This is a genomic window from Limnobacter parvus, assembly GCF_024623725.1.
Lineage (GTDB): Bacteria > Pseudomonadota > Gammaproteobacteria > Burkholderiales > Burkholderiaceae_B > Limnobacter > Limnobacter parvus.
Genome location: NZ_JANKHG010000026.1, coordinates 215023 through 226159 on the forward strand (window position 1 = coordinate 215023; position 11137 = coordinate 226159).

Sequence of the window (11137 nt, forward strand, 5' to 3'; positions counted from 1 at the left end):
CGCTTTTCATGCTGACCCCGACGGGGCAGTATTCATTTCAAATCAATCGTATCCCCATGACCCAGCAGACGGAAATTTGCTGGGTCTACCCCCTGTTGATCCAGCGCGATTTGAAGGTCTCCGATGGGTTGATCCAATGGCTCGTCAGTCAATTCGAAGGTGCCCCAGTGGATACCCATGGACTGGGTTGAGCGTACGTCTTTGTGAATTTGTACAGCTTCGTCGGGGTTGATGTGCTGCGCCTTCATAAACCAGCGGGGTTCGTAAGCGCCAACAGCGATTGCGCTGAAATCGAATGGTCCGAGCCGTTTGCCTATCTCCGCGAAATCCTGACTGTAACCAGTGTCACCTGAAAAATAGAAACTAAGATCCTGATTTTTTAGTGTCCACCCTCCCCAGAGCGACTTGTTTCTATCGGTTAACGTGCGCGCGGACCAATGGTAGGCAGGTACGAAAGTGACCTCATTGCTTCCGATTTTGTGCGTCTCCCACCAGTCCATTTCCTTTACATTATTCACGCCCCAGCTTTTCAAAAGCGATTCAAGACCCAAAGGCACCAAAAACAGAGTGTCGGGTTGCTGCTTGGCCAGTTTTACCACCGTGTTGTGATCCAGGTGATCGTAGTGGCTGTGGCTGATGACCACCACATCGATCTTGGGAAGATTTTCGACACGACTTGGCGATTGGACCTTGCGGGAAGGGCCCGCCCATTGGACAGGAAATGCACGAACCGAAAAGTGGGGGTCGGTTAGCATGGTGAAGCCTTTGGCACGCACCATTACGGTGGCATGACCAAGCCACGTTGCGGTTTTATCACCGTAATTTTCCAGTTGGCTTTTGTCGAATGCTTTTTGAGGGAAATCGTCGTAACTGGCAATGAATTGGCCCGGAGGTGGCGGCAGGTCTTTGCCAAAACGTTCACGATACCAGCGAAGCAAGTCCGACATTGGTTTGGAAACGGTGGTTCCGTCTGAATTCACGAACCCGTCAGGTCGGTGGTGGGGCTTGCTGGAATCAAAATAAGGATTCGATGCAGCACAACCCTGAATAAAAATACCTGCAACAAGACTAGCAACCCCAAAGACGACATACTTCATGATTCATCACAGTTAAATTAGAGTTCCTTCCACTGCGTTGCAAGATATACGGCAACTGGCAAGCCGAAGTAGAGTAAACAAAGTACCCTGAAATGGTCCATAGATTCTACCGCAGCACCGTGATGGTCAGCCACCGGAATGCCACCCAACTGAGCCGGGTTGCCATTAAAAGCCAAATCAATTGCGGTGCCACCATCAAAAAGTGGGGCAATGAATGCAGGTTCAAGTACGAACGCGCAACCGAGAATCCATAAAACAAAAAACACAGCGAACCGCTTGATACTCATCTTGAATACTCCTCTTGCTGTTTTTATAATGCCCTGAAAACAACTGTACAATAAACACTGTAACTGTGTACAGTACTTTATGCAGTGTTGTGGTTTTTTCATGGCAGGTTTTAATCAATTGAACAAAATCAGGCTGTTACAATCGAACACGTTTCATTTCTTTTTAATACCAAGAGGAGCTTTATGCAGTCCCAACGCGTATCAATCAATGCCAAAGATGGCGGACAATTTGGCGCCTACTTATCGTTGCCGCCCACGGGTACAGGCCCCGGGATTCTATTGATTCAGGAAATTTTTGGCGTGAATCAGCACATTCGTGAAGTTGCAGACCAGTACGCAAGCGATGGATTTGTGGTGTTGGCTCCAGATGTGTTTTGGCGTCAAGAACCTGGTCTTGATATCGGATACGACGATGCCGGTTTCCAAAAAGGCTTTGGACTCATGCAAAACATGGATTTTCCCAAGGCAGTCGAAGACCTGTGCATAGCCGCTGAAGCTTTGAAGAATCGCGCTGAAGTGACGGGCAAGGTCGCCAGTTTGGGGTTCTGTATGGGTGGCATGCTTTCCTATCTGGTCGGCACTACACCGGGTGCAGTCGATGCCAGTGTGTGTTATTACGGTGGCGGCATTCACACCGCACTGGACAGAGCACCCCAGGCAAAAATCCCAATGTTGATGCATTTCGCCGAGAATGACGGCTTCATTCCCATGGACGCTGTGGCTCAAATCAAGTCGGCCTTCAAGAGTAATTCAGCCGTTGAAATTCATACCTATCCGGGCGTTGATCATGGTTTTAACTGTTGGGGACGACCCATGTATCATCAAAAAACCGCTGCTTTGGCCCGCGGTCGCTCACTGGCCTTTTTGTCCGGGGTAATCTCATCCTGATCCACTGACCGTTCCGTCGTTCCGGGCACTCTTGCCTCGCTGCCAATTCGGGTGGGGTGCCCATCAACTTGATGTCACTAGGTAGTTTATTACCTATAATGAAGCGGTCAAATTACTTTTGGGCCGTTTTCTTGATCGACTCCTCAGCAAAGAACATCTCCATAATCCGCTTCTTGACCACGACAGCAAGCAACGCTTGGCAATCAAGCCCGATTCTTTGCCTTGTTCTTGCGTTCGGATTGGCGGGTTCCTTGGTTTTCTGGACTCAAATCAGCGATCTTGCTTGGCTGGGTCAGCTCGCGTTGTTGATCACCACAATTGGTCTCGCTTTCTTCGCTGGTGTAGCGTTAACACGTGCGTGGCTAACTTATCAACTGAAAGAAAGTTTGTATCGTCTTGGGCAGCACAATCCACAGGAACATTACCTTGCAGGGAAAGATGTATTCGAAGCCATTGTGGATGCGGTTCAGCGCCTGAGTGAACAGCAGGAATACCTGTTGGCTGGTTTTGATGAAGAGAAGCGCCGTTTGCTTAGTGTGGAAAGTTGTTTGAATGGCTTTGTCGTGGAGTTCTTGGTCAGTGAGGGGGGGCGTATTCAGGTTGAAAATGTCGACACCTCAATCGAACGATTCTTTCCGGTTACTCGCGCGGAATTCATAGCCAACTGGACCACCGTACTTAAGCACATTGATCCGAAATATCACGCCACGTTCAAAGCGGTACTCTCTCGGCCCGAGGCATTCCCCAATCGCGAATCGATTGTGTTTTCGACGTTAAAGCGAAGCGGCCAGCTTCCACAGTATTTTCAACTGACTTTGCAGCGCGAATCCAAACCCAGTGGTGTGTGCATGTATGCGGTGTGTCTGGATGTCAGTGATCTGGTGTTGGCGAAAGAACAAGCTGAAAGTGCCGACCGGGCCAAATCAGAATTTCTGGCCACCATCAGTCATGAGCTGCGCACGCCGCTGAATGCGATCATCGGTTTCTCACGCCTGCTTGAAGAACAACTCACAGATCCCCAGTTGCAGGGGGACGTGCGCAATATTTCCAGTTCTGCGACCAGCTTGCATTTGATTTTGAGTGATGTGCTCGAATACTCTCGAATTCAGGCCAATGGATTGCGGCTTGACATGGCTCCTTTCGATCTTGAGGCAATGGTAAGGCAAGTCCACGCCTTGAATCTGAATTTGGCCAGGCAAAAGAACATTGAATTCTCTCTGGTGAATGAATCAAGTGGCTCGTCCTTTGTTCATGGGGATGCCAATCGCTTGCGTCAGGTTATTCAAAACCTGGTCTCGAACGCATTGAAGTTCACCGAGACTGGCTATGTCAAAATGCGTCTGATTACGGGTCCTCCTGCCCAGGGGCGGATGGAAGTTTTTCTTGAGGTAGCAGACAGCGGGATTGGGATTGGGCCAGATGCGCTGCAAAAATTGTTTCAGCGCTTTAGCCAGGCCAGTCGGGAGATCAATCGTCAGTATGGCGGCACTGGCTTGGGTTTGGCGATCTGCAAAGGTTTGGTCGAACTGATGGGGGGGCGAATCGATGTAAGTTCCGAGCCTGGGGTGGGTTCTGTGTTCACAGTCAGCTTGAACCTGTCAGTGGCCAAGTCAGCCACCCCTGAAAAAGTAAGCAAGGCAGTTACGCCCACTGGCCGCGCGCTGGATATTTTAGTGGTCGATGATCACCCAATGAACATCAAACTGCTTGATCGTTATTTGGGCAAAAGAGGCCACAGGGTTACCCAGGCGACTGGTGGGTTGCCAGCAGTTAAGTTGTGTGAGGCACAATATTTCGATTTGGTTTTGATGGACATTGACATGCCCGACCTAGACGGCCACGAGGCGACCCGCCAAATCCGCGCATCGGAATCTGCAGGGTCGCGAGACAGTTTCATTTGTGCCTTGTCTGGATTGTCAGACGACAAAAACATTGCTCAGTCAATTAATTCGGGCATGAATTTGCACATGACCAAGCCCGTGCCATTCGAAAAGCTCGACAAGTTAATTGAGGAGCTTGGACAAACAGCCGCTAACAGGCCGTTTGTTGACACCACACATCTCACTGAATGCCCAGTTGCTTTTCCAGGTACGACCTTGCTTTTTCCAGCCAAACAGTGAGCGCGGCCAACAGGTCACTTTGGCTGAATGAACAACTTTCGCCTTCGAACATGGCAGTACTTTCCAAGCGTTCCAAAATGCTTTCCAGTGCGCCTTCAAAAACGGCGGGAAGGTCCCTGAGCAGATCTTTTTCCTGCCTGAATGCGAAAATAAGTGCAGCGGTGTTTTCAAATTCATCATTTTCCAGTGAATCTGATAACTTTTTAATCCGCAACAATGGATCTGCTGGTATGTTACTCATGAGTATTATTTAACTAAATTATCGTCTGGGCAGTGTACTCCAGCACATTGGCACACGCTTTGACTTACAGGAGATTTTGACATGGACAGTAAACTTTCATTGGATAAGACAGCCTCGGTGGCCTTGAACTACGACGCAGTACTGGCTGACCTGGAAGCGATCGAACCTTTAATTTCAATATTTCCAAAAATGGAAAGCCTGAAAAAGCTAGACGAGAGCACCTACGAATGGAAACTCAAACCAATCGGCGCCATGGGCGTTTCTCATGCAGTGCACTATGCCGCGGTGTATACCGTAGACAAGGCCAACGGCAGACTCAGTTTTAAAGCCAAGGAAGGCGTGGGCAACGCCAGTTTGTCTGGGGTATTTCAATTCAAACCCAATGGCAGCAATGTCGACATTGAAGTTGAAATCAATGGTCTGCTTCGAGACATTAAAGTACCTATGCTGCTGAAAGCGGCAACCCCTGGCTTTATTAAAACCATGTTTGATGGGCTGGTGGACCGATTCATTGAAAAACTGGGGGAGAAATATGGCAAATAACAAACCTGCCAATTACGACACCGGCAAAGCCATGCGCACCAAAGTGTTGGGTGTAGACTATGTCGCGAAGGCTGTGTCGAATCCAGATGATTTTGCTGCACCACTGCAAGACATTGTAACGGCGTACGCTTGGGGCACGGTGTGGCCACGCGATGGGCTTGAACCTAAAATTCGCAGTATTGCGACAGTTTCAATGTTGATTGCGCTGAATCGTCCCAATGAGTTGAAGTTGCATATGCGCGGTGCCATCAACAATGGTGTTACGCCGAATGAACTGCGTGAACTGATTATTCATGCCAGCGTGTATTGCGGCTTCCCCGCAGCCATGGACAGCATGCGCCACGCCAAGGCCTTGCTGGAAGAGCTTGAAGCGGAAAAATAAAAAGTTTCAAACGTAAAAAAACCGGCTACGCTTTAACGCTCGCAGCCGGTTTTTTTATGGAAGCTTGAACGCTTACTTTTCTACGAAGGCGCGTTCAAATACATAGTCACCGGGTTCACCAATGCCAGGTGACACCACAAAGCCTTTGGCATCCAGAATGCTGCGAATATCAGCCAACATACTGGGGCTGCCGCAGATCATGGCACGGTCAGTTTCAGGGTTAAGCGGTGGTAAACCCAAGTCATTACAAAGTGCGCCATTTTCCATCAGCGTAGTAATGCGGCCCACATTCTTGAATTCTTCACGCGTAACAGTGGGGTAATACAAAAGTTTCTCACGAACCATGTCGCCAAAAAACTCGTTGTTTGGAAGTTCTTCTGTGATGAATTCACTGTAAGCCAGCTCATTCACGTACCGCACACCGTGCACGAGAACAACCTTCTCGAATCGTTCGTACACGTCTGGATCTTTGATCAAACTCATAAAGGGAGCCAAACCAGTGCCGGTACCGAACATAAACAAATTTTTGCCAGGTTTTACGTCGTCCAGAATCAATGTGCCAGTGGGCTTTTTGCCGACCAATAAAGAGTCGCCCACCTTCAAATGCTGCAAACGGGAAGTCAATTTTCCATCGGGCACCTTGATGCTGAAGAATTCAAGGTGTTCTTCATAGTTGGCACTGGCGATGCTGTAGGCGCGCAGTAGGGGCTTGCCCTCAATTTCAAGGCCAATCATAACGAAATGACCGTTGTGAAAACGCAATCCTGGGCTTCGAGTGGTTTTGAAGCTGAATAGCGTGTCGTTCCAGTGATGGACTTCCGTGACTTGTTCTTGAATCAGGTTTGACATGGTTGCGGCGTGGCTTCTCGTAAGTTCTTCAATCGCGCCAATGATAACGCACTGCACCAATAAACGCTGTAAGTCATTCTATTTTTTAGTTATTTGCTTATTTGGAGTTGCTCCTCTAACCAGGTTGAAAGAATAAGGCTTCATTGGGGGTTATAAAGTGAAGTCGAAAGCAAGACACAACAATATTCAAGAAGGGCAACCCCCATGACAGAGACACAAGAAAAGCAGCGGCAAACAAACCAGATGGTGGTACATTCCGGCGACGTGGAATTGGCGGTAAGTTGCCACGGCGAGCCGCACAACCCCACGATTATCTTGATACACGGCTACCCCGATTCAAGCGCCGTGTGGGATCCGGTGGTTGAGATTTTGCAGCATCACTTTCATGTGGTGACCTACGATGTACGTGGCTGTGGTAACTCCAGCGCACCTGGCTGGATGTGGGATTACACATTAAGCAAGTTGTCAGAAGACTTGCAGGCTGTGATGCGCGCAATTTGCCCCACACAGCCTGTTCATTTGCTTGCTCACGATTGGGGTTCCATTCAAACCTGGGAAAGCGTAACTGATCATCGTCTGAAATCCAGAATCGCCAGCTACACCAGTATTTCAGGCCCGTGTTTGGACCACATCGGCATGTGGATGCGCAATGGGATTGCAGCCAACAATCGCAAGGCCCTTGGCGGTGTGATGGGGCAGCTTGTGCACTCATGGTACGTGTATGCATTTCAGCTGCCTTTCCTTGCACCTGCTGCCTGGAAGTTGGGTCTTGATAAAGCTTGGCCCGGCATTGTGAAGAAAATGGAAGGAGTAGAGCATGGCGTGAATCCCACTCAGCGCAAGGACGGGGTAAACGGCATCAACCTGTACCGCGCCAATATGTTGCCGCGCATCAGCAATCCGCGTTTGCGCCAAACAGATGTACCCGTGCAATTGCTGGTGCCCACCAAAGACAAATTCGTGACTACTGCGCTTGTTGAGTCATGTTACCCGTATGCTCACAATGTATGGCGGCGTGATATCGACGCTCAACACTGGGTTGTCCAAAGCCATCCGGAATGGGTGGCGAACTGTGTGTCGGAATTCGTAGAATTTGTGGAAACTGGTCGGGAGAATCCTGGCCTGGTAAAAGCCAGGGTGTAAGTAGTAGAGCAACAAACATCCAGCCGAGGTTGTGGTTATTTGCACAGACTCGGCTGACCTATTGGCGGCATTAAATAATGCCCATCTTGATCATCACCATCAGCTGACCTTCACCCACCAAGCCGCCCAAGATTGCACCGGTCATAATCAGAATCCATTCTTCCTGTTTGAACACCGGGCGCAACAGGCCTTCAAATTCCAGCGGGGTCATGGCCTGCATTTTCTTGCCCACCACGTTCTCAATGTCCAGTGAAGTTTGAACATAGGTTTCTGCATGCATGATGACATCGGCGAGGCGCGCCATCAGCATTTCGGAGGTATCTTGCTTCATACGCTGGAATGATTCCGCCCCAACGGCCATCACAACAAAAGGCTTTACGATGCTGGCCTTGCTGTCGACCATTTCCCGCACGCGCTCGTCCACCATTTTCTGCACTCTTTCAGAAAGTGGTCCAGCCACCATTTCGCCAATGATGGTTTGTGGTGTCAAAATGTCTCTCGCAATAATTTTTGCATAATCGGCGGCAACTTTTTGTTGGCGCTTCAAGAACAAACCTTGAATGGTGTAAGAACCAAAAGGGATGGGTTTTTTGGGTTCAAACAAGATATTCAAGGCGATCCAGTCTGAAATAAAACCAACCAGGAAACCGAAAACCGGCAAAATCCATGGCTCTTTCAAAAGCACCCAAAGTACCATTTGAACCACGCCGATCATAAAGCCAAAATACAGGCCAGAAACGCCGAAGAACTTGAACTCTTCCCGACCAACTTCTTGAAAGATTCTGTTTAGCAGGTGCTTGTCTTTCATCAGGATTCGAATGACCAGCGCCTTCAAATCCAGAATTTCGTCAATGTTGCCTTTGATGTCTTCCATGACACTGGCAATAACACCGGGTACATCTTTTTTAACTCGGTCGATTAACTTTTTCTGCGCGAAGTTGGGCAAACTTTCCCACAGGCGTGGTTGATGTTTCGACATGACTTCGCGAATGATGGTCTCGATCACCTCCATTGCCGGGCCTTCCAGTTCTTTGCCCAACCGCTCGGAGTCCAGTTTAGAGACCACTTCATTAACAGACACCAGCTTGGTAGTAATGGTGTCCACTGCAATTGACGCCATGCGCAGTGCGTTGCGGGGTACGATGCCTTGCCAGCCAAAAAATGGCGGAATGCCCACAAACTTCATCGGATAAAACATCATTTTGACCGCAGCGATCTTGGTCACATAACCAAGAAGTGCAGCAACGACAGGGATTGAGAGATAAACCAGGTAATTCTGCTGAACGTCAGCGTAAATTGTTCCCCAATCCATGAAAGGTGTCCCCTTAGAGTTTTATTTTTTGTTGGTAAAGTGTAGAGATATCGCTGTCGTTTTATTATTTTGGACGGCTGCTTCTAATCTGTCTTGTCTCTTTCGCAAGTATAACGATCTAAAAGTAAACGCCGCTGCATGAAAATTAGATCAATTATTTTAATAATTACTTCAGGATGATCGTTTTGGATTTTTCCTTTCCTCATTTAAGTGTGCCCATATGGGCCGTTTTTGCGCTTATGGCATTGGCTGGTCTAGGTTTGGCCTGGTTTTTTCAGGCGTCAGCTTTGTGGCTGATGTTCAATCCCAAAGAGTTCAAAGGTTGGCGTATCCCGCTGTTTCGTAAATTGGGTTTACATCAATTGGGCCTGGAAGGGCTTGGGTGGCAGGGTCTTGTTCCCCATCAAAAGTCAGTGATGGCGGAAATTGCCGTGCGCCTAATGACCCACAAGCTATTACCACTTGATGAAATGATCAAGCGAATTCCCGCACAAGGTTTGTCAGATCGCTTGACGCCGCCCATGCAGGAGACAGCAGACCTTGCGTGTCGTGAGGTCATGTTGAAACACAAGCCGACCTTGTGGGAAAGTCTTCCCAGTTTCTTACAAAACTCAATTATTTTCAGGATCCGGGGTATCGTTCCTGAAGTATCCAAGCAAATCATTCTTGATCTTCAAAAAAAGCCTGCTTATTACTTGAGTTTGAAAACACTGGTGCTTGATGTAGTCACCAGCAAGCCATTCTTGGTGGTTGACCTGTTTAAAAGCGCTGGGAAAGATCCCATGGCCTATTTAATACGGTTTTCACTGGTTGCGGGTTTGGTCGTAGGGCTTCTGCTCGCGGGAATTTCCATGTTTGCTTTGCCGTGGTATTGGTTGGTTGTGACTGGTGTCGTGCTGGGAGCAATCGTCAATGAACTGGCACTCGAAAGTTTGTTCTTTCACCCAGATCACGGCACTATCCGCTTGGGCAAATTCACTGGCTTTTTCTTCCGGGATCAGCGACACATTTCTGAATTGTTTGCCCAAACTGCGGCCAGGGATGTTTTGACAACTGAAAACATTGTTCTGTCGCTGTGCCGTGGTCCGAATGCTAAAAATTTAGGCTCCCTGATTGATTATCATGTCCAGCGGGTGATGGATTTGGAGTCCAGTGGAATTAAACCTTTGCTGGTGGCCATATTGGGGGCAGAGCAGTGGGTAGCCATTAAGCGGGATGCCGCCAAAATTTTTGCCAGTAAACTGGAGGCCCATTTGATGGCGGCGCGTGTCTACTTAAATGACACATTGCGAATTGAAGAAGTCATTATTGAAAGACTTTCCACATTGCCTGCCATGGAGTTTGAGAAAGCACTTAGACCCGTTTTCTCCCGTTATGAATGGATGATGCCTTTAATCGGCGCTTTCTGGGGGGCAATTCTGGCGGGGCTTTTGCTACTTTTAATTTAAACCCTTTGGTTTTGAATCCGTCCGCAACGGGTCAGAGTATTACTTACAAATCCAACAACACAACACCCAGTTTTCGGAGGCGACATGTCCACACTAGTAATCGGTTCGGTCAATGAATTAGAGGGCCCGGTCAGCATCATGCGCGATGGTGAAACCCGGTCTTTGGTTTCAGGCGATGCGATCAAGGCAGGCGATGTAATTACCGCGAGTGATTCAGGCAGAGCCTCTATCATTTTGGCCAACAGTTACGGCGAACCCATTGGCAACTTATTGGTTGCTCCCACTGGCAGCGTGATTGTTGATACAACGATGAAAAATGGTCAACCCGCGATGGTGTTCGAGGCCTTGTCTGATGATGGGGTAACAATCGCCAATCTTGATCCTGACTTTGCTGACATGGTTGAGCTCAATGGGGTTGAGCAAGCTGGCGCCGAAGGCGGAATGTTCGGTTTATTCGGCGGCGGATTGCTGGCGGGCGGATCCATGGGAAGCATTGCGACTGTTGGTGCAGGCGCGGTGGGTTTGGGTTTATTGGCGTCTTCCAGTGACGATGAAGGTTCAGGCCCAACGAGTTCAGCTGGCGGCGGCACGGTGGGTGGAAGCGATGGCGGTACAGGCGGTGGTGATGGTGATGGCGGTGGCGACACTGGTGGTACAACTGGTACCCCGCTGGATGTGGTTCTTGATCCTGTGCTTGATGCTTTGGCAGGCACGCCCCTGGTTGCTGTAACCGAACCGCTGGCTGATGCATTGGGAACGTTGGGCGGTGCCGCAGGCGGCGCAGGTGGCGGTGGTTCAGATGGCCCAACCGGAACACCTTTGGATGC

At 49.1% G+C, this 11137-nt stretch carries 11 protein-coding genes and 1 pseudogene; 7 read left to right on the forward strand and 5 right to left on the reverse strand.

What is annotated here, in order from left to right:
• Positions 1 to 32: 32 nt before the first annotated feature.
• Together NSP04_RS13615 and NSP04_RS13620 are read right to left on the reverse strand one after the other, a co-directional pair.
• Entirely contained in the window at positions 33 to 1097 is a 1065-nt protein-coding gene (locus NSP04_RS13615) for an MBL fold metallo-hydrolase (RefSeq protein WP_257512899.1), read from the reverse strand.
• A 17-nt stretch (positions 1098 to 1114) separates the two neighbouring features.
• Positions 1115 to 1384: a hypothetical protein gene (locus NSP04_RS13620; protein ID WP_257512900.1), complete on the reverse strand. Its 270-nt coding sequence runs from the start codon at positions 1382 to 1384 to the stop codon at positions 1115 to 1117.
• Positions 1385 to 1567: 183 nt separating this feature from the next.
• Between NSP04_RS13620 and NSP04_RS13625 the strand changes: the two genes are divergently transcribed.
• Positions 1568 to 2272, forward strand: coding sequence for a dienelactone hydrolase family protein (locus NSP04_RS13625; RefSeq protein ID WP_257512901.1), 705 nt, complete (start codon positions 1568 to 1570; stop codon positions 2270 to 2272).
• 251 nt (positions 2273 to 2523) lie between these two features.
• Positions 2524 to 4392, forward strand: a complete 1869-nt coding sequence (locus NSP04_RS13630) for an ATP-binding protein (protein WP_257512902.1) — start codon at positions 2524 to 2526, stop codon at positions 4390 to 4392.
• Here NSP04_RS13630 and NSP04_RS13635 read toward each other — a convergent pair.
• Entirely contained in the window at positions 4334 to 4633 is a 300-nt protein-coding gene (locus NSP04_RS13635; protein ID WP_257512903.1) for a hypothetical protein, read from the reverse strand. The genes NSP04_RS13630 and NSP04_RS13635 overlap by 59 nt on opposite strands.
• Positions 4634 to 4714: 81 nt before the next feature.
• On the opposite strand from NSP04_RS13635, the gene NSP04_RS13640 reads away from it, so the two are divergent.
• Positions 4715 to 5176: an SRPBCC family protein gene (locus NSP04_RS13640; RefSeq protein WP_257512904.1), complete on the forward strand. Its 462-nt coding sequence runs from the start codon at positions 4715 to 4717 to the stop codon at positions 5174 to 5176.
• Entirely contained in the window at positions 5166 to 5558 is a 393-nt protein-coding gene (locus NSP04_RS13645; protein ID WP_257512905.1) for a carboxymuconolactone decarboxylase family protein, read from the forward strand. The genes NSP04_RS13640 and NSP04_RS13645 overlap by 11 nt, the downstream gene beginning before the upstream one ends.
• A 72-nt stretch (positions 5559 to 5630) precedes the next feature.
• Here NSP04_RS13645 and NSP04_RS13650 read toward each other — a convergent pair whose 3' ends face one another.
• Positions 5631 to 6407 (reverse strand): ferredoxin--NADP reductase, encoded by a 777-nt coding sequence (locus NSP04_RS13650; protein WP_257512906.1) that lies wholly within the window; start codon positions 6405 to 6407, stop codon positions 5631 to 5633.
• Positions 6408 to 6611: 204 nt separating this feature from the next.
• On the opposite strand from NSP04_RS13650, the gene NSP04_RS13655 reads away from it, so the two are divergent.
• On the forward strand, positions 6612 to 7550 hold the full coding sequence (locus NSP04_RS13655; protein ID WP_257512907.1) for an alpha/beta fold hydrolase: 939 nt from the start codon (positions 6612 to 6614) through the stop codon (positions 7548 to 7550).
• Between the two features lie 70 nt (positions 7551 to 7620).
• On the opposite strand, the gene NSP04_RS13660 is transcribed toward NSP04_RS13655, so the two are convergent.
• Complete coding sequence (locus tag NSP04_RS13660; protein ID WP_257512908.1) at positions 7621 to 8862, reverse strand: DUF445 domain-containing protein; 1242 nt, start codon at positions 8860 to 8862, stop codon at positions 7621 to 7623.
• 185 nt (positions 8863 to 9047) lie between these two features.
• Here NSP04_RS13660 and NSP04_RS13665 point away from each other — a divergent pair, with 185 nt between their 5' ends.
• Both NSP04_RS13665 and NSP04_RS13670 read left to right on the forward strand, forming a co-directional pair.
• Positions 9048 to 10310, forward strand: a complete 1263-nt coding sequence (locus tag NSP04_RS13665) for a DUF445 domain-containing protein (RefSeq protein ID WP_257512909.1) — start codon at positions 9048 to 9050, stop codon at positions 10308 to 10310.
• Between the two features lie 84 nt (positions 10311 to 10394).
• Positions 10395 to 11137: pseudogene (locus NSP04_RS13670) on the forward strand (hypothetical protein); the annotation flags it as partial.